Source organism: Actinoplanes sp. NPDC051411 (assembly GCF_040682075.1).
Classification (GTDB): domain Bacteria; phylum Actinomycetota; class Actinomycetes; order Mycobacteriales; family Micromonosporaceae; genus Actinoplanes.
Genome location: NZ_JBFBAD010000072.1, coordinates 1 through 17994, shown reverse-complemented (window position 1 = coordinate 17994; position 17994 = coordinate 1). Strand labels below are relative to the sequence as shown.

Genomic DNA, 17994 nt, shown 5'->3' with positions numbered 1-17994 from the left:
CCCTCCCAGGGCCTTCGTGTCAACAAGACATTAAGGGAGGGCCAGGCGGTCCGACGCCGGCACGTCTCCCCGGTCATACAGCTCGGCGACCCTCTCGCGGGCCTCCCGCGCCGCTTTCGCGTCACCCAGGCGGGCGTACGCGTCGGCCAGCTCCGCCTGCACCCGGATCGCCAGCTTGGCCGAGCCGCCGTAGGAACCGCCCCGCAGGATGTCCACCCGGTCGGCGTCGAGTCCGAGCGACGCCGACGCGGCGGCCAGCGACAGCACGACCCGCGCCTCGAGACCGGCGTCCGAGCCCTCGCGGGCGAACACCGCGGCGTCGGCGAGCAGCGCCCGCGCCTCGACCGCGTCCCCCTGGGCCAGAGCCAGGTCGCCCAGGCCGTGCAGCGCGTACGCGTGTGCCACCCCGGACGACGGCGGCGAGAGGCTCAGCACCTCGTCGAACGCCGCGGCGGCCCCGTCCAGGTCACCCTGGGCGAGCTGGGCCTGGCCGAGCCAGTAGAGCGCCGGCGCGACCACCCGCGCCGACGCGGTCTGGCGGGCCATCCGCGACGCCTCGCGCAGCACCGCGACGGCCGACGACGCGTCGCCCAGGTCGAGGTGGGTCTGCCCGATGAAGCGGAGCGCCTGCTGGCTGCCGACCAGGTCGCCGCTCTCCTGGTAGTGCGCCAGCGCCTCGGTGAACAGCTCCAGCGGCCGCGCCAGCTCGCCGTTGCGCCGCAGCGCGTTGGCCAGCGTCCGCTGGGCGACCGCCAGCACGTGCCGTTCGCCGGCCTCCGACAGCAGCCGGACCGCCCGCGCCAGCTCGTTCACCCCGGACACCCCGGTGGTTCCGCTGGCGACCAGCGGCGGCATCCCGAGCATCGTCAGCACCACGCCCTCGCCGCGGTGGTCGCCGGCCGCCCGGCACGCCTCGAGCGCGACCTCGTGGGTGGCCCGCCAGTCGTCGAAGTAGGACCCGATCGCGTAGAACTCGTGCGCCGAGACGGCCAGATCCCAGCACAGGGCGGCCTGCCCGAGCGCGGCCGCCTGCTCGACGGCGGCCCGGATGTTGGCCCGTTCCCGCTGGAACCAGACCCGGGGCTCGGAGGCCGCCGAGGCCAGCTCGGCGGCGGGCACCGGCACGTCGGCCAGGTCGCTGTGGGCGATGTCGAACTCGCCGCCGTACAGCGCCGCGTGCGCCCGCCGGGCCAGCGTGAGCAGGGCCCGGCCGACGCGCACGGCGGCGCCGGCCACGTCACCGGCGCCGGCCGCCGACGTGGTGGCCAGGCCGCGGGCGTACTCCCGGGTCAGGTCGTGGAAGCGGTAGCGGGCCACCCCGGGCACCGGGTCGGCCATGCCGGCCGCCGCCAGCTGGGCCAGCGCGTCGCCGGCGGCCGGGCCGGGCTCGTCGAGGACCGCCGTCGCGGTCCACTCGGCGAAGGTCGGCAGCGCGAGCAGGCCGAGCCCGACGAACAGGCGGCGGGCCCGGTCGTCGAGCGGGATCAGCCCGGCGCCCAGGGTGCGGGCGAGACTTTCCGCCCCGTACGCGAAAGCGGTCGGACCCTGCACCGTGAGCTGCCGCAGCAGCTCTCCCGTCGATCGGTGGAATGCCTCGACCCGCAGGAAGGCCGCCATCCGCACGGCCAGCGGGAGCCCGGCGCAGAGCCGGACGACCGCTTCGACCGCGTCCTGTTCCCCGGCCAGGTCGACGTGCGCGTCGGCGACGATCCGGTGGAACAGCTCGCCCGCGGTCTCGTCGTCGAACGCGCCCAGCGGCGCCACGTGGTGGGCGGGGGCGCCGATGTCGGGCATCCGCCGGCGCGCGGTGATGACGACGACGCTGCGGCCCCCGCCCGGCAGCAGATCGCGGACCTGGGTGCCGTCGGCCGCGTCGTCGAGGAGCACCAGCATCCGCCGACCGGCCATTGTGGACCGGTAAAGCGTCGCGCGCTCGTTGCGGGTCTCCGGCACCGACGGCACGCCGAGCGCCCGCAGGAACTCCCCGAGCACCTCGGCCGGATCGGCCGGCTGCTCCTCGGTTCCGCGCAGACCGGCCCACAGCTGACCGTCCGGATAGGACGCCGTGACCTCGTGCGCCGCGCGCAGCGCCAGGGCGGTCTTGCCCATGCCGCCCGGCCCGGAGATCGCCAGCACCGGCAGCCGCGGCTCGCGCAGCAGCCAGAGCACCTCGGCGAGCAGCCCGTCGCGGCCCACGAAATAGGCCGGGGGCGGCGGCAACTGCCGCGGAACCAGGGAGCCCAGGCCCGGAGCGCCGCTCGCGCTCACCATCCGGTACGCCAGGCGCCGCAGACTCTTGTCGGGGCTGACCGCCGCCTCCTCGTACCTCTCGATCGCCGGAAGGATCTCTTCCGTGCGACCGTCGCGGTCGAGGGCCGTCATCAGCAGCCGGCAGAGTTTCGCGTCCTCGGGGTATTCGGCCGCGAACGCGGTCAGCTCGTCGGCGACCTCGGCGTGGGCGCCGCGCTCGAGCTCGAGGTCGAACAGCCGGGTGGCCGCGCGCCGGCGCTGGCGCCGCAGCACCTCGATCTCGCCGGTCAGAGTCTCCAGGTGCATGTTGGACAGCGGGCGGCCGCTGCGCCACTGGCCGAGGGCCTCCCGCAGCAGCGTGGCCTCGGCCGGTGAGCTGCCGCGCCGCTCGTCGGCCTGCCGGACCAGGCGCCGGAACCGCAGCATGTCGAGGTCGCCGTCGGCGACCCGCAGCTCGTAGCCGTAGCGGTTGAGGGTCCTCAGCGCGCCCGGCCGTCCGGCGGCCGCGAAGACCTTGCGGAGCGCGGCGACCGCCTTGTAGAGCTGGGCCGCGTCGACCTCGCGGTCGCCCCAGGCGGCGGCGATCAGCTCCTCGGCCGAGAGCGCGGTGTTGGCCCGGAGCAGCAGCGTGGCCAGCACCGCCCGGGCCCGCCGGGGCGGGAGCTCGACCAGGTCGCCGCCGGAGTCGCGAACCTCGAGATCACCGAGAATGCCGTAGATCATGGGCCGTCCCTCTTCCGTGATCCGCCACGGTAGAAGCTGAGAAGCCGGAAACCATCACCTCTCCGGGTATATCGCTCATGGGAAGTATTCCGGTAGCTCGCTGTGGCCCAATCGCGGTGACCCGTCGAGACACCGTGAGGGAGAGCGCCATGGCCCATCGCCTGCGTGGCACTTTGGACAGCCTGACCGACGAGGAGGGCCGGTCCCTGCGCCCGATCGGCATGAGCGTGCGGGAGGCCGCCGACCGCACCGGCGCGCTGCTGCACCCGGTGGCCGACCACCCGGGGGTGCGCCTGTACGCGGGCGTCCGCGTGGCCGAGGGCGCCCCGCGGATCGGGTTCGCCGTCAGCACCGCCTCTCACCTGCTGCTCGTCGAGTCGGTCGCCTGGCCGTCGGGCTCCTACACGGTCACCGCGGACGGCTGCGTGCTCTGCGACGGCACCTATATCGGCCAATCGGTGCGCCCCCTGCTCGGTTCGGTGCGGCTGTTGCGCCGCCTGGTCCGCCGTCTGGTCGTCGGCGCGGTCGTGGTGGTCCACCCGTCGGGCCCGGGCGCCCCGTCGCTCCCGGCGGACTCCCCCGGCGGCCTTCTCTGGCTGCCCCCGGCGAAGGTCGGTTCGCACGTCTCCCGGCGCCTGATCCTGCGCGGCCGGGATATTTCTTGTCAGGTTGACACTAACTCCTGGTACCGTCAACTCCACCGATAGTCACCATCCCCGTGGAGGGCGGCCATGGCCCGCATCTGGCAGTCGTTCGACCTCGTCGTCACGCTCGCCGTCTCACTCACGATCGGCGTGCTCGGCATGCTCGGCCTGGCCGGCGGCCCGCTGCTGTCCGGGGCGACGCTGGCCACCCTGGCCGCACTCGCCGCCGGCTCCCTGCACTCCCGCCTCCAGACCGGCCGCCTGCTCGAGCTCACCCGGCGGCACCTGGTCGAGAAACCGCCGGCCGACCGCCTGCTGCACGTCCCGGCCCCGGGCACCGAGATCGACCTCGCCCACGCGACCGAGATCGACATCGTCGGCGTCACCCTCAACCGGACCGTCCGCAACCACGCCGCGGCCCTCACGCAGTGCCTGCGGCGCGGCGGCACGGTCCGCATCGCCGTCATCGACCCGCACGGCGAGGTGCTCGGTGAAGCGGCCCGGCGCAGCACCAGCCCTGGCGCGGCCGGCGTCTTCGCCAACCGGGTGCGCCCGACCCTCGACCTGCTCGACACGATGACCGGCCGCCTCGAGGTGCGGCTGCTCGACTTCGTGCCGGCGTTCGGCCTCCTCGCGGTCGACCGCCACCGCCCCGGCGGACGGCTCGGCGTGGACATCTATTCACACACGTTCGACGGCACCGAGGCCGCGCTGACCCTGCGGGCCGGCCGCGACCACGTCTGGTACCAGCACTTCCTCGCCGAACTCGACCAGATCTGGGCCGCCGGGCGCCCGCGCTAGTTTGTGTCAAAAAGACAATATGGGTACGCTCCGGGGATGACCAACCGGGAGCACACGTACCTGCGGCTCGCCGTCGACCTCGCGATCCTCACCGTCCGCGAGGACACCCTGCAGGTGCTGGTGATCACCCGGGCCCACGACCCGTTCCGCGGGCGGCCGGCCCTGCCCGGCGGCTTCCTGCGCGGCGACGAGGACATCCCCGACGCGGCGGTGCGGGAACTGGCCGAGGAGACCGGACTCGACGGGACGCGGCTGCATCTGGAACAGCTCCGGGCGTACGGGGAACCGGGCCGCGACCCGCGCGGCCGGGTGGTCAGCATCGCCTACCTCGCGCTCATGCCCGATCTGCCGCTGCCGACCGCCGGGTCGGACGCCAGCAGCGCCGCCTGGGCGCCGGCCGGAAAGGTACGCGGCACCCTCTCCTTCGACCACGACCGGATCCTCGACGACGCGGTCGAACGCGCCCGCACCCGGATCGAATTCACCACCCTGGCCACGACGTTCTGCGGACCGTCCTTCACCATCGGCGACCTGCGGCACGTATACGAGGTGGTCTGGGGCCACAAACTCGACCCGCGCAACTTCAACCGCAAGGTCCTCAACACGCCCGGCTTCGTCGAGCCGACCGGCGAGCGCCGGATCCCCGAGGTGGGGCGGCCGGCCGCGCTCTACCGGGCGGCCGGCGAGCAGGCCCTCAACCCGCCACTCCTGCGGGCGCCGTAGGAAGAAAACCGGAAGAACCCACGGAAAGACTCGTGCCGCCGCCCGTCGGCTGGCGGGCCGGCGGGCGGCCCAGCGCCGATCGACCGACCGAGGGGGCCCGGTGGACGTCCTGATCATCACCGCGATCAAGCAGGAGTACGACGCCGCGCGCGAGGTGGTCGGGCCGAAGAAGTGGACCGAGCACGACCCGGACGGCGACACGCCCTACGCCACCGCGAGCGCCGGTTCGCTGTCGGTCGCGCTCGCCCGCCCGATCCGGATGGGGGGCCGGAGCACCGCGGCCATCACGACCACGCTCACCGACCGGCTCCGGCCGGAGTGCCTGGCGATGTGCGGCGTCTGCGCCGGCAATCCGAGCGAGACCGCCCCGGGCGACGTGGTCGTCGCCGCGCCCGCCTACGAGTGGGACGAGGGCAAACACACCGAAGACCGGTTCCTGCCCGAGCCGGAGCAGTTTCCCCAGGAGGCCCGCTGGGTCCGCGCGGCGCAGAACTTCGTGCCGGACGGCCTGCCGAGCTACGGCGCCGCCACCGAGAAGGACGCGGCGGTCTGGCTCCTCGAACGGCTCTACAAGAGGCAGGATCCGATCCGGCATCCCGCCCGCCGGCGCTATTTCACCCCCGCTACCTGGGCGGCCCAGCTGACGATGCTGGAGTCCACCGGCCTGATCGTCCCGCGGGACGGCGGATTCGCCCTGACCTCCGACGGGCGGCGGACCATCCGGTACATGCTCTACATCGATCTGGACGGGCCGGCGAGCCTCCCGTTCAAGGTCCACACCGGTCCGATGGCGAGCGGCAGTGCGGTCATGGCGCTCCCGGGCATCTGGGGCGAACTCGCCGCCCACCAGCGCAAGATCCTCGCTCTGGACATGGAGGCCGCGACCGTCGCCACGATCGGCCACGAGCGGACGGTCCCGCACTGGCTGGTCGCCAAGGGCGTCAGCGACCACGCCGGCAACGACAAGGACGACCGGTTCAAGGCGTTCGCCGCCCAGGCGTCGGCCGAGGTGCTGTTCGCGCTCCTGGAACAGCTGCTGAAACCCCCGCCGCCGGCCGTGCACGTTCCCGACCGGGTGCGCCACGAGATCCTGCGCCAGCTCCGCTACTTCTGGCCCGACGTCGCCGACGTCTTCGGCGTGCCCTCGTACGAGACCCGCCGCTTCCGGACCGGCGACGAGCCGCACGACCTGTGGGAGTGGCTGGCCGGGCGGCGACGGCTGGCCGACCTGCCGGGCGCGCTCGACGAGATCGGCCGCTCCGATCTCGGTGCGCTGCTCCGGCCGTACCTCTAGGAGCGCGGGCGCGCCCGCGCCATGACCTCCTCGTCGGTCAGCGGGGCGCTCGGGTGATGGCTGAGCGACATCGGCGTGTGGGTCCGGTACGGCGGCTCGCCCTCCAGCGCGACGTAGAACTCCCCCGCCGTCAGGTTGCCGATGTCCGGCACGTCGCCGCCCTTGACCCGCGCCATCTCCCGCGCCGCCTCGATCTGGGCGGGCACGCCGATCCGGCCGAAGATGTGGGTCGCCGCGTTGCCCGGGATCCGGTTGTGCAGGCCCTTGGGGGCCTGGGTGGCGAAGACCAGCCCGAGGCCGTATTTCCGGGCCTGCGAGGCCAGCGCCAGCGTGCTGGCGGTGCATGCGGTCATCGCGCCCGAGGGGGCGAAGTCCTGGGCCTCGTCCATGACCAGCAGCCCCAGCAGCGGGCGGTCGTTCGCCGGATGCCGCTTGATCCAGGCGAAGAGATCCATCTGAAGCTGGTTGACGAACCCCTGCCGTGCCTCGGGGCCGGGCAGCCCGATGAGGCTGATGACCGAGATCCGGGCGCGCTTGCCGGGCGCCGGGGTGAGCAGGACGGCCGGATCGGCCGGCGTCCCGTCACCGCCGAACAACGGGTCGTTGTCCATCGACGCGGTCAGCGTCTGCGCGAGTTCCGCGGCGATCTTCGGCGCGCTGTCGAGGGAGCTGACGCCGTCGGGCAGGTCGGACAGAAACGCGATCAGCCCGCGCAGGTCGCGGCCGCCTCGCCGGCCGTAGTGCTCGACCGCCTTGCGGAGCACGGCCGTCCCCAGATGCGCGGCCCGGGTGCGACCGACGAGCTTGGCCCGCGGCGCGAGCGCGCTCACCGCGGCCTCGACGGCGACGAAGAACTCGTCCGCGTCGTCGAGCACGCCGGAGAAGTCGGGCAGCGGCCGGAAGCTCAGCGGCCGCCCCGACTCCCGGCGCGGCGTCCACGTCACCACCTCGGTGTCGCGGTGGTAGCGGGCCGCCCGCTCGGCGTCGCCCGGGCGCCAGCCGTCCGGCGGCTCCGGCCAGGGATCGCTCAGCCGGGCGAGGTCGTTGTTGGGATCGAGCACGATCGCCGACACCCCGAGCAGCGCGCACTCCTCGACCAGGCGCCGCAGCAGCACGGTCTTGCCCGAGCCGGACGCGGCGAAAATGGCCGCGTGCTTCCGCAGCGACTCCAGCGTCAGCCGCACGGGCTCGTCGTGGCCGATCGTGAAGCCGCTCGCGGTCACCGCCTCGGCCGGTGCTTCCGGCGCCTCCGCCGGCGGCGCGTCGGCGTCGGCCAGCGCCTCCTTGAACAGCGTGAGCTGCTCGGCCGGCCGGTAACGGACCAGCCAGGCGTGGAGCTGAGCCAGGTTCTCGTTGCGCAGTTCGTGCAGCGCGGTGAGCACCCGCAGGTCGGCCTCGTCGACGCCCAGGGTCACGCCGCCGTCCCGCTGGAGCTGCCGCACCACCTCCTGGGTCTTCGCCGACTGACTCCACTCGCCGTTGCGCAGCAGGAACAGCTTCCGCCTGGTGACATCCGCGGCCAGGCCGGCCGCGGTGCTCGCCCGCCGGATCCGGTGCAGCGCGGCCACCCCGTGGTGGGTGTCGCTGATCGCCCGGAACGACCAGTGCATCTGGTCCTCGGTCCGGGACTGGTCGGGCGAGCGCTCACGCTCCTCCTCGGACCGTTCGTCGAGCTCACGCCGGAGCCGGGCGTGCAGGTCGGGCTTGGAGCTGGGCGGCGGGTCGATGCTGAACCGGGCCCCCCGGTCGCCGCGCTCGACGATCCAGGCCCGCAGCCCGGCCGCGAGCAGGGCCGGGAAGGTGCTGTCCTCGGTGTCGTGCTCCAGTGGCGAGGTCACGTCGGCGTTCCGCCGCAACTCCTCGAACCGCCCCTCGATCCGCTGCAGCTCCCGCTCCGGGACCTCGGGCGCCGTCGTCGCGGAGGCCTTGGCCGCCACCTCCTCGGCCGGCACGTCGCTGAGGTGCCGCAGCTCGCTCACCTCCCGGCTGACCAGGCAGGACCGGACATGCCGGTCGATCTCCACCAGCAGCCGGCGCGGCGTGTAGTCGAGGGTTTCCGCGAAGACCTCCTCGCGGACCGGCCAGGTCGGGTAGGGCGGTGGGAAGCCGACGGCCTGGAAGCGCGGGGCGAACCGCCTCTCGATCAGTTCCCGGGCGATGCGGGCGTCCCGGATGCCCTGCAGCGACGGGCGGCGGCGGAACCGGGGCGCGAACGACCCGGGCGCCCGCTCCGAGATCATGTCCCAGGTGGTGGAGAGCGTGGCCACGACGGTCAGGGTGCGGCGGGTGGTGTCCCGCAGGTCGCTCAGACCGTGCGCGAGGCCCGCGGTCACCGCCGCCTGCCGCAGCTCACCCTCCCCGCCGGACATCCTCGCCAGGTCCTCCTGGATCGCCGACTGGGCCACCGCGGTGTCGATCTGGTCGAACGCGAACACCGACGGGCCGGTCAGCGCCAGCAGCCAGGAGATCTCGCGAACGATGTCCTGGGACGTCCGCGCGCGGTGGCGGACCCCCCACTTCTCGCGCGCCGCGGCCGCCGATTCCCCGCCGCCGGCGAAGAAGTCGTCGGCCATGTCCTGGTCGTCCTCGTTCTCCGAGGCGCGCAGGGCGAGGGCCCGCAACGTGTCGCGGCATTCGTGCCCGACGTGGCTGTTGAACTCCGACAACCCCCGCACGAAGGTGTTGAGCGCGGCCGGATTGAGGTCGGTCTCCCCGATCACCGCCCGCCGGTCGGCCCGCGGCGCGCCGACCCGGGAGGCCAGGCGTCGCAGCAGCAGGTTCAGCTGGGTCTGACCGTCCGGCATCTCGCGGGCCAGACCGTCCAACAGGAAGACCAGCAGACCGTCCCAGAACCGGCGGCCGTCGAGCAGGCCGATCAGGAAGAAGTAGCCGCCCCGCTCCTGCACCTGCTCACGCACCCAGCCGAGCAGGTGGGTCTTGCCGGTGCCCTGCCGGCCCTCGAGCACCAGGCCCACCGGGCTGGCGTCCGGGCTGTCCTCGGCCGAGGCGATGCCGTCGCGGACGTCGTCGGCCACCGCCTCGTGCAGGCCGTCGACATGGAACGGCGAGCGGCGCCACACGTCGTCCGGCGCCTGCACCCAGCTGAGCCGGAGGGCGGCCAGCGCGGTGCGCTCCTCCTCGGTCATCGCGAGCCGATCGCCAGCTTGTGCCGGTCCTCACCGCCGATGTGCACGGCGGCCTGCCGCTCCGCCTCCCCGACCCGATGCCCGAACGGCTCCGGCTCCAGCCGCACGTCGTCGTCGCGCAGCATGGCCTTGAGCGCCTGGTCGAGCTCGCCCTTCGGCACATCGGCCAGCTGCCCGCGCAGGGCGGTGAGATCGACCCACGCTCCGGGCGTGGCGGCCAGCTTCCCGTACGCGGACCGGATGCGGCCGTCGAGGCCGGGAGGCTCGGTGACCGGCACCGCCGCATCGCTCACCGGGCGGGCGCCGGGCCGGGCCGCCAGCAGGTTCTGCAGGGCCACGATGCCGGCCCAGAGCTGCTTCTCGCGGGCCGAGCGGCCCTCACCCTTCGCGACGTGGTCGTCGTCCAGGCCCCAGGACTCGGCGAGGGCCTTCTCGCCGGCCCTGGTGATCGAGTGCCGGTAGGGAGCCGGTTTCTTCTCGGTGGCGATGTACCTGGCGTCGAGAAGCCTCTGCAGGGGCCGGCCGACCAGCCGGAACCCGTAGATCTCGTCCAGCTCGGAGTTGGAGATCTCGCGGTCCTCGACCTTCAGGATCGCCAGGAACGCGTAGTCGACCGAGGACAGCTCAGCCATCGAAGGATCCTTTCGACGTGTTTTCCGGGGTGACGAACTGGCCGTCCGCCTCCAGGCCGAAGGCCCGCAGGGAGATCAGCGACCGGTGTTCCTGGGCGGTGTAGAGGGCGATCAGCCGCTCGGCCGCCCCCGCGGTGCCGGCGTCGAGTTCCTCGCGCAGCGCCGCCTCGTCGCGCAGTTCGAACAGCAGGCCGCACAGCTGGATCGCCGAGCCGCCGTGGCCCTCGTCGACCAGCGCGCGCAGCTGCTCGATCTGGAACCGGGCGTCGGTGCGGCGGTCCGGCTCGCGCCGCAGCTTCTTCAGCCGGAGCCGGGCCGCCTCGTCGCCGGCGTCGGCGCGCTCGCGCAGCGGCTGCACGTCTCCCCAGGCCGCGTAGAGGTCGGCGAGGGCCTCGGCGGCCCGCGGGTCGTCGTCGGCGCGGTCCCGCAGCTCCCGGACGCAGCCGCGCTCGGCCAGCAGGTCGACGAGTCGTTCCGCGGCGATCGCGCTGCCGGTCCGGGCGACCGTGCGCAGATGGTCGGTGACGCCGCCGTCGGCGACGATCTCGGCGACCTCCCGGGACAGGCCCCGGAGACGCGGGCCGGCCGGCGGGCGCACCTCGTCGGCGCGCCTCCGCAGCTCCTGCACGTCGAGGTGTCTGCGAGTGACCATGAGGTCCGGGGAGTCCGACTCCAGGCGGCTCCGCAGCACCTCGGTCGCCCGGTCGAACCGGTCCTGGCGGACCAGCAGGTCGGCGAGTTCGAGGGCGGCCCGGTCGTCGCCGAACTCCTCGGCCAGCCTGGTCAGCGCCGTCTCGGCGTAGCGGTAGCGGAGCCGGGCCGTGGCGCTCGCGGCCACCCGGCGCAGGTCGTCGGGCCGCCGCAGACGGGTCACCAGGGCCTGCCAGGCCTGGTGGGGCACCGGCTCGCTGCGCCACACCCGCCGCACGTGCTGGGCCAGGTAGTCGGCGATCGTGTAGCCGGCCAGGGTGCCCGGGCGACCGTCGTCGGCCGCGTAGAGCGGCGACACCCCGTCGTGTTCCGGGGCGGCGACGTGCGGCACCGCCTGGGCCAGCCAGTGCTCGGCCGTCGACACCCGCTCGTGCGGCTTCAGATAGCCGAACATGGCGTCGGCCAGGAGCTCCTCGCTCAACGGCGACTGCACGCCGAGCCGGTGGGCGTCGGCGACCGCGCTGATCATCGCCTTCGCGTACGGGTTGACCGGCTGCTCCCAGCTCATGACCAGCCGCGGGCCGCCCGCGAGCATCTGCGTCATACCGACGTGGCCGGTCCGCAGGGCGTCCTCGATCCGCCGGTCGTTCTCCGCTATGACGAGGGCCTTCGACCGCTCGTGCCGGTCGAGCGACTCGGAGACCGGTATCGGGACCGCGCTGCGCACCAGCTGGTGGACGTCGTCCCGGCCCGCGGTCCACTGGGCGTACTGGTCGGGCCAGAGCGTGCCGACCACGAGGTTGCCGTGCCGCTGCAGCATCCGGACGCATTCGTTGGTCAGGGACGGGGTGGTGCCGAGGTACTGCTGGAGCTCGTCGAGCCAGAAGACCGTCGAGCGCGGCGGGTCGGAGCGCAGGCCGAGCAGATCGGACGCGGCCCGGGGCAGCGCGAGCCACCAGTCCGGCACGAGCTCGCAGATGGCCTCGTAGAGTGACCGCGTCTTCCCGGCCGACGAGCCGCCGACCATGACCACGAAATTGCCGCGATCGGGCAGCTGGGCCGAGAGCACGGCCCGCAGCTTGAAATCGAAACTGCGCTCGACATAGGTCGGAAGATCGTCGGCACCATCGGCGGAAATGGCACTGTGAATGCCCAATTCCCGGGGCAGCGCGGAATCGACACGCAGCCGGTCAAACGACGCCGAGAAATCGTCCGGATCCGCCATCGCCTGCCCTTAAAGACCAGCAAGAGCCCACAGAAGAGCTGAAGATAATGAGTTCAGAATGAACCGTCCCCTTTGATTCATCCCGACGATGGGGCGAAGGCTACCGCACGCCGGTCAAAGATCACCAGCGGCCGTTCCACCCATTCGGAATTGATGTCACGCGAATGAATGAAGCGCAATCGGCCGACATTGCCAGCCGTGTCTACCGTTTTTCTACCGCCCCGGGACCGGCAGGGGGTGCACCGAGCGACGGGTGATGTCGGCCAGCTTGTCGGGGTTGGCGACGTTGTGGATCGTCTCGATGCGGCCGGCGGCGTCGAGCACCAGGGTCAGCGTTCCCATCACGCGGCCGGCGCCCCGGAAGACGATGCCCGGCGCGCCGTTGATGTCGACCAGCTCGGCGGTCATCTCGGACGGGTGGACACCCTCGTACGGCCGGTGCGACACGCCCGCCATCCAGGTCGCCACGTGCGTGGCGCCCACCACCGGGCGCATGGCCTGGCGGACCTTGCCGCCGCCGTCGGTCCACAGCGCCACGTCGGGGGCCAGCATCTCCATCAGCTCGTTGATGTCGCCGCCGGCCGCCGCGGCCAGGAACCGGGCTGTCACCGCCTGCTGCTGGGCCCGCGACTGGTGGAACCGCGGCCGCCGGGCCTGCACGTTGCCGCGGGCCCGGTGCGCGGCCTGCCGCACCGACTCCTCGGACCGGTCGACCGCGGCCGCGATCTCGGCGTAGCTGAACGCGAACGCCTCCTTGAGCACGAACACCGCCCGTTCGAGCGGGCTCAGCGACTCCAGCAGGACCATCAGGGCGACCGAGACCGACTCGGCGCCGGCCACGTCGTCGGCGGCCGACGACGTCAGGATCGGCTCGGGCAGCCACGGGCCGACGTAGGTCTCGCGGCGGGCCTGGGCCGACCGGAGCCGGTCCAGGGCCACGTTGGTGACGATCCGCGCGAGGTAGGCCCGCGGGTCGGCGACCTGCGAGCGGTCGGCCGACGACCATTTCAGCCAGGTGTCCTGCACCGCGTCCTCGGCGTCGGCCGCGCTGCCGAGCACGCGGTAGGCGACCGTGAAGAGCAGGGGGCGATGCTCCTCGAAGGCCGAGTCGACGAGACTCATCGGCGCCAGCCCAGCACGCCGATCGCGGGCGAGGAGAACAGGCGGCCGAAGGTCGGCCAGGGCGCGGAGCTCACCGTCTCCTTGTACCAGGTCGCGAGCCGGCCGGTGAGGACGAACCGCCCCGGCGTGTGGTCCCGGTGCGCGAACTGGATGACCGCGTCGTCGCGGCCCAGGCTGATCGGCGTGTGCAGGTAGCCGAACCGGAACGCCTTCAGCGGGCGGCCGTCGATCGCGCGTGCGATCGAGCGGGCCGCCGCGACCCCGGTCGGCATGCCGCTCTGGCAGGTGCCGTGCATCATCCCGTAGCTCTGCCGGATCGCCGCCGCGTCGCCGACCGCGTAGACGTCGGGGTGCGACACCGACCGCAGGAACTCGTCGGTGACGATGCGGCCATGGGAGTCGGTGGTCAGGCCGGCTGCCGCGGCCAGCGGCGAGACGCGTACGCCCGCGGTCCAGAGCGTCGCGCCGGACGGCACCACCTCGCCGGTCGCCAGCTCGACCCCGTCCGGCAGCACCTTGGTGATCGACGCGCCGGAGCGGAAGGCCACGCCCATCCCGGTCAGGGAGCGCTGGAGGTAGGCGCGGGCGCGCGGCCCGATCTCGGCACCGGGTTCCGACCGGCCGAGCAGGGTGACCCGCGCGGCCGGGTGCCGGGTGGCGATCTCCGCCGCGGCCTCGACCCCGGTCAGGCCGCTCCCGCACACCACGACCGTCCCGGCGTCGCGGAGCCGGGCGGACAACAGCTGGGCGTCCTGGTCACTGTCCAGGACGTACGCGTGGTCGGCCACCCCCGGCGTCGACGTGTCGGCCACGCCGCCGAGCGCGTAGACCAGGGTGTCGTATTCGAGGACGCGGGCGTCGTCCACCCGTACGGAATGAGCGGCCGCGTCGACGGCCGTGACCCAGCCGATCTCCAGGGTGATGCCGGTCCCGCGCAGCAGGTCCGGCAGCCGCCGGTCGGCGAGCTGCTCGCCGGCCGCGACCTGATGCAGCCGAAGGCGCTCGGTGAAGCGCGCGGACGCGTTGACCAGCGTGATCCGCACGTCGTCGCGGCCACGCACCCGCCCGGCCAGGTTCATCGCCGCGGCCATGCCGGCGTAGCCCGCGCCCACAATCACGATCCTGTGCATTGTCGGTCGTTCCTCTCGGTCGATCGTCGATATGCACGGGACGGAACTCGCCGCAAGGACCGTGAGGCCGAGTGACCGGCGTCACAAGGTCCCTTTCCCGGGCGCGGGCCGAGGAGTGACAATCGAGCCCTGACCTGTCGGTCGATCGGGAGGTGCACGTGCCGAACACCGTCACGGCGAAGCTGGTCAAGCGGTTCCTGCCCAATTCCCAACCCCCAACCTCTCCCCCGAGGCGGCACGAGGAAGCGCTGGCCGTGCTCAGCGCGACCCGCGGCGTGATCGCCCGGGGATGGACGCAGAACACCTGGTACGTCGTCGAGACGCCGGCCGGCCGCCGCCGCTCGGCCCAGCGCTTCTTCCCCTACCGCGTCGACCGCCACAACGTGGTGTCGGCCTGCCTGGTCGGGGCGGTCATGCACGGCGGCTGGCTGCTCAGCCCCCGCCCCGAATACGCCTACCCGGCGATCGACGCCCTGTGGCACACCCTGTTCGACACCGGCACCGAGGTCGGCCCGGTGGCGTCGCCGGTCGTACGGGCCGCCCGCGTCCGCGACCTGACCACCTGGAACGACCGCAACTACCGCACCCGTGACGACGTGCTCGGCCTGGTGGATCGCGCTACGGCGCGGTTGGCCGTCTCTTCTCGCGCATGACGAATTTCGGCGGCCGGACGATCCTGGTCACCGGGGCGAGCGGCGGCATCGGCGGGGCGACCGTCCGCAAGCTGGTCGCCCGCGGTGCCGACGTGATCGCGGCCGGTCGCGACATCACCAAATTGAACGAATTGAAAAAATCGGGCGTCCGGGCGCTCGCCTTCGACCTGACGTCGGAGGAGAGCGTCGCCGGCGCCCTCGACGGCCTCGACCTGTGGGGCGTGGTCAACTGCGGCGGCTACGGCGGCGAGATCGCCACCCCGCAGGAGACCGACATCGCCGTCTTCGACCGGGTCATCGCGGTCAACGCGCGCGGCGCGCTGCTGGTCACCAAGTACGCCGCCCGGTCGATGATCCGGCTCGGGCGGGGCGGCGCGATCGTCAACGTCTCCAGCCAGGCGTCGCTGGTCGCGCTCACCGGGCACATCTCGTACGGGTCGTCCAAGGCCGCCCTGGACAACATCACCCGGGTGTCGGCGCTCGAACTCGGCGCCCACGGCATCCGGGTCAACAGCGTCAACCCGACCGTCGTGATGACCCCGATGTCGGCCTGGTACTGGGGCCGGCCCGACATCGAGGGCCCGTTCCTCGACCAGATGCCGCTGCACCGCTGGGCGACCGAGGACGACATCGCCGGCCCGATCGCCTTCCTGCTCAGCGACGAGGCGGCCATGATCACGGGGGTGAGCCTGCCGATCGACGGCGGCTACACCGCCCGTTAGCCGTCCTGGTGCGCCGCGATCGTCGACCGCACCCAGTCGCTCAGCGGGTCCACGCGGGCCGTCGTCTCCGTCTGGTCGTGCGGGCACGACGGGCCGGTCTGGTCCGTCGACACCAGCCGGGGAGCCTCGCCGTCGCTCTCGGCGAAGTACGGCGCGCCGGAGTCCTCCTGGCAACCGCTGGTCGTCGACTTCGGCGCGTACCCCTGGACGCCGATCGTCGTGCTGCCGACCGAGACGACCTTCACCTGCCCGGTCTGCAGGTGGGTCGCCGCGTCCGGGTCCGTGTTGAGCAGCTTGCCCCAGCCGGCGATGCGCAGGATGTCGCCGACGGCCGGTGGCGCGTCGGACAGCGCGATCGGATCGATGTCGCCGATCGGGCTGGACAGCTTCGCGATCGAGATGTCGCCGGAGGGCGCCTGGTAGTCCTCGGTCACGTCGAGCAGGTATCCGGTGGTGTCGGCGTCGTCGGTGCGGCCGACCTGGGCGGTCGTCGGGTACGGCACGGGGCCGCTGGTCGGCACCCGGTTGACGTCGTGGAAACAGTGACCGGCCGTCAGGATCCACTGCGCAGCGATCAGCGAGCCGCTGCAGCCGCTGGCCCGCGTCGTACCGTCCGGGTTCGGAATGTTGGTCATCCGCAGCTTCACCGCGAAGGGGAACTGTCCCTCCGCGGCGGGTTCGCCGTCGGCGACCGCGAAGGCCGCCGTCGACCCGGCGACGGCCAGCGCGAGCGCGACGGCCCCGGTCACCACATAGCGTTTGCGTGGCACGAATTGTCCTCCGCTCGGTGCATTGACCCAGAACGCGGACAACCATAACGGTAAATGTCAAGACGCCCGGCCTCGGCGCCGCGGTCGGGCGGGAGACGCTAGTGGCCCTTGAACGCCTCCTCCAGCCACCACGACGGACGGCTGGAGGCGACCTTCAGGTCGACCACCATCGGGACGTCGCGGGGGCCGGCCAGCCACCGGGCGACCGGGGTGAGGTCCTGCTCGCGGCGTACGGTGATCGCGGCGCAGCCGTGGCCGCGGGCGATCGCCGCCAGGTCGGTGTCCGGGAAGCGGACCGTGTCGAGGGGGTGGCCGCCCGGGCCGAAGTGGTGGACCTCGGCGCCGTAGGCGTCGTCGTTGTAGACGAGGATCAGCATGCCCAGGCCCAGCCGGCGGACCGTGTCGAGTTCGGCGATGCTCATCAGGAAGCCGCCGTCGCCGCACGCCGCCACCGGCAGCCGGCCGGGCGAGGCGAGGGCGGCGCCGATCGCGCTGGCCAGGCCGAGGCCGATCGACTGGAAGGCCTGGGTGAAGCAGAAGCCGCGCTGATCCGGAACGGACAGGAACATCGACGGGTAGCCCATGAAGTTGCCGGAGTCGATCGCCAGGACCCGTTCGGCCGGGAGCACGTCGTCGAGGGCGATCGTCGCCGTGCGCGCGTCGATGTGGGTGTGGTCGCCGTCGTCGGCGTACGGAATGAGGCGCCACCGGCCCTCGCGGCCGACGCGTTCCCGGAGGTCTTCGGTGCGGTAGCCGGCTCCCGGCGCCGGGAGCGCGTGCCGCACGGCGACCGCGCTGAGCGCGACGTCGCCGACGATACCCAGGTCGACGCGGTGGTGGGCGCCGAGGGCGTCGGGGTCGAGATCGATCTGGACGACGGTGGCGGTGGCGCCGACCAGGCCGCCGTGGCGGGTCGTCCACATGTTGAGCGAGGCGCCCCAGGCGACGACCACGTCGGCGGCGGCGATCAGCTCGGCCGCCAGCGGGGTGGCGAACCCGCCGGAGACGTCGAGGCCCCACGGGTTGCCCTCGAACAGGCCTTTCGCCACCGCGGACGTGGCCAGCAGCGCGCCGCACTCGTCGGCCAGCTGCTCCAGTTCGGCCCGGGCGCCGGCCGCGCCGCGGCCGGCGATGAAGACCGGCCGGGCGGCCTGATGCAGGATCGCGGCCAGGGCGGCCACCGCTTCGTCGTTGGCCTGCGGTGGCCAGGTCGCGGCCTTGGCCCGGATCTTGTCGCTCACGCCGGGCGCGGCCTGGATGTCGAGCGGCAGATTGAGCAGCACCGTGCGGCGCTCGTCGACCGCCGTCTGCCAGGCGCGCGCCGTGTCGGCCACCGCGGACGCCGGGCCGTGGACACGGTCGCTGAGCGCGCCGACCGCCCGGGCGAGAGCGTCCTGGTCGACCCGGAAATTGGAGCGCCGGGCGGGGGGGCCGGGCCGCGCGCGGCGCGCGACCGCGGGCGGGCGGGGGGGGGGCGGCGCGCGGGCGTCGGCGGGTCGGGCGGGGTC

General features: G+C 73.2%; 14 protein-coding genes. 6 read left to right on the top strand and 8 right to left on the bottom strand.

From position 1 onward, the window contains the following. Positions 1–30: 30 nt before the first annotated feature. The gene (locus AB0M88_RS33070) at positions 31–2973 is read right to left on the bottom strand and encodes a BTAD domain-containing putative transcriptional regulator (protein WP_364109385.1); all 2943 of its coding nucleotides are present in this window, start codon (positions 2971–2973) and stop codon (positions 31–33) included. Positions 2974–3122: 149 nt separating this feature from the next. Here AB0M88_RS33070 and AB0M88_RS33065 point away from each other — a divergent pair, with 149 nt between their 5' ends. From AB0M88_RS33065 to AB0M88_RS33050, 4 genes are all read left to right on the top strand, one after another. After that, entirely contained in the window at positions 3123–3680 is a 558-nt protein-coding gene (locus AB0M88_RS33065) for a hypothetical protein (RefSeq protein ID WP_364109379.1), read from the top strand. 24 nt (positions 3681–3704) lie between these two features. Continuing rightward, the gene (locus AB0M88_RS33060; protein WP_364109374.1) at positions 3705–4418 is read left to right on the top strand and encodes a hypothetical protein; all 714 of its coding nucleotides are present in this window, start codon (positions 3705–3707) and stop codon (positions 4416–4418) included. Positions 4419–4454: 36 nt separating this feature from the next. Then, positions 4455–5141: an NUDIX domain-containing protein gene (locus tag AB0M88_RS33055; RefSeq protein ID WP_364109372.1), complete on the top strand. Its 687-nt coding sequence runs from the start codon at positions 4455–4457 to the stop codon at positions 5139–5141. Positions 5142–5241: 100 nt separating this feature from the next. Beyond that, complete coding sequence (locus tag AB0M88_RS33050; protein WP_364109370.1) at positions 5242–6435, top strand: hypothetical protein; 1194 nt, start codon at positions 5242–5244, stop codon at positions 6433–6435. Here the strand turns inward: AB0M88_RS33050 and AB0M88_RS33045 are convergent. The 5 genes from AB0M88_RS33045 to AB0M88_RS33025 all read right to left on the bottom strand — a co-directional run bounded on the left by AB0M88_RS33045 (position 6432) and on the right by AB0M88_RS33025 (position 14341). Next, positions 6432–9581: an ATP-binding protein gene (locus AB0M88_RS33045; protein ID WP_364109368.1), complete on the bottom strand. Its 3150-nt coding sequence runs from the start codon at positions 9579–9581 to the stop codon at positions 6432–6434. The two genes, AB0M88_RS33050 and AB0M88_RS33045, sit on opposite strands and share 4 nt — an antisense overlap. After that, positions 9578–10213, bottom strand: a complete 636-nt coding sequence (locus tag AB0M88_RS33040; protein WP_364109366.1) for a hypothetical protein — start codon at positions 10211–10213, stop codon at positions 9578–9580. The genes AB0M88_RS33045 and AB0M88_RS33040 overlap by 4 nt, the downstream gene beginning before the upstream one ends. Then, positions 10206–12089, bottom strand: coding sequence for a hypothetical protein (locus tag AB0M88_RS33035; protein ID WP_364109364.1), 1884 nt, complete (start codon positions 12087–12089; stop codon positions 10206–10208). Before AB0M88_RS33035 ends, AB0M88_RS33040 begins: the two co-directional genes overlap by 8 nt. A 213-nt stretch (positions 12090–12302) precedes the next feature. Continuing rightward, positions 12303–13211, bottom strand: coding sequence for an RNA polymerase sigma-70 factor (locus AB0M88_RS33030; protein ID WP_364109362.1), 909 nt, complete (start codon positions 13209–13211; stop codon positions 12303–12305). Further along, complete coding sequence (locus tag AB0M88_RS33025; RefSeq protein WP_364109360.1) at positions 13208–14341, bottom strand: FAD-dependent oxidoreductase; 1134 nt, start codon at positions 14339–14341, stop codon at positions 13208–13210. Before AB0M88_RS33025 ends, AB0M88_RS33030 begins: the two co-directional genes overlap by 4 nt. Before the next feature lie 158 nt (positions 14342–14499). Here AB0M88_RS33025 and AB0M88_RS33020 point away from each other — a divergent pair, with 158 nt between their 5' ends. Continuing rightward, positions 14500–14994 carry a hypothetical protein gene (locus AB0M88_RS33020; protein WP_364109357.1) on the top strand — a complete coding sequence of 165 codons (495 nt, stop codon included), beginning with the start codon at positions 14500–14502 and terminating at the stop codon, positions 14992–14994. After that, positions 14991–15716: an SDR family oxidoreductase gene (locus AB0M88_RS33015; RefSeq protein ID WP_364109355.1), complete on the top strand. Its 726-nt coding sequence runs from the start codon at positions 14991–14993 to the stop codon at positions 15714–15716. The genes AB0M88_RS33020 and AB0M88_RS33015 overlap by 4 nt, the downstream gene beginning before the upstream one ends. On the opposite strand, the gene AB0M88_RS33010 is transcribed toward AB0M88_RS33015, so the two are convergent. Next, positions 15713–16486 (bottom strand): trypsin-like serine protease, encoded by a 774-nt coding sequence (locus AB0M88_RS33010; protein WP_364109353.1) that lies wholly within the window; start codon positions 16484–16486, stop codon positions 15713–15715. The genes AB0M88_RS33015 and AB0M88_RS33010 overlap by 4 nt on opposite strands. 98 nt (positions 16487–16584) lie before the next feature. Further along, positions 16585–17994, bottom strand: a 1410-nt coding sequence (locus AB0M88_RS33005) for a thiamine pyrophosphate-dependent enzyme (RefSeq protein WP_364109351.1), incomplete at its 5' end; no start/stop codon positions are given.

Bases quoted from the DNA above. Each gene is read 5' to 3' on its own strand.
- AB0M88_RS33070 (WP_364109385.1), bottom strand. From the start codon at position 2,973: ATGATCTACGGCATTCTCGGTGATCTCGAGGTTCGCGACTCCGGCGGC.
- AB0M88_RS33065 (WP_364109379.1), top strand. From the start codon at position 3,123: ATGGCCCATCGCCTGCGTGGCACTTTGGACAGCCTGACCGACGAGGAG.
- AB0M88_RS33060 (WP_364109374.1), top strand. From the start codon at position 3,705: ATGGCCCGCATCTGGCAGTCGTTCGACCTCGTCGTCACGCTCGCCGTC.
- AB0M88_RS33055 (WP_364109372.1), top strand. From the start codon at position 4,455: ATGACCAACCGGGAGCACACGTACCTGCGGCTCGCCGTCGACCTCGCG.
- AB0M88_RS33045 (WP_364109368.1), bottom strand. From the start codon at position 9,581: ATGACCGAGGAGGAGCGCACCGCGCTGGCCGCCCTCCGGCTCAGCTGG.
- AB0M88_RS33040 (WP_364109366.1), bottom strand. From the start codon at position 10,213: ATGGCTGAGCTGTCCTCGGTCGACTACGCGTTCCTGGCGATCCTGAAG.
- AB0M88_RS33035 (WP_364109364.1), bottom strand. From the start codon at position 12,089: ATGGCGGATCCGGACGATTTCTCGGCGTCGTTTGACCGGCTGCGTGTC.
- AB0M88_RS33030 (WP_364109362.1), bottom strand. From the start codon at position 13,211: ATGAGTCTCGTCGACTCGGCCTTCGAGGAGCATCGCCCCCTGCTCTTC.
- AB0M88_RS33025 (WP_364109360.1), bottom strand. From the start codon at position 14,341: ATGCACAGGATCGTGATTGTGGGCGCGGGCTACGCCGGCATGGCCGCG.
- AB0M88_RS33015 (WP_364109355.1), top strand. From the start codon at position 14,991: ATGACGAATTTCGGCGGCCGGACGATCCTGGTCACCGGGGCGAGCGGC.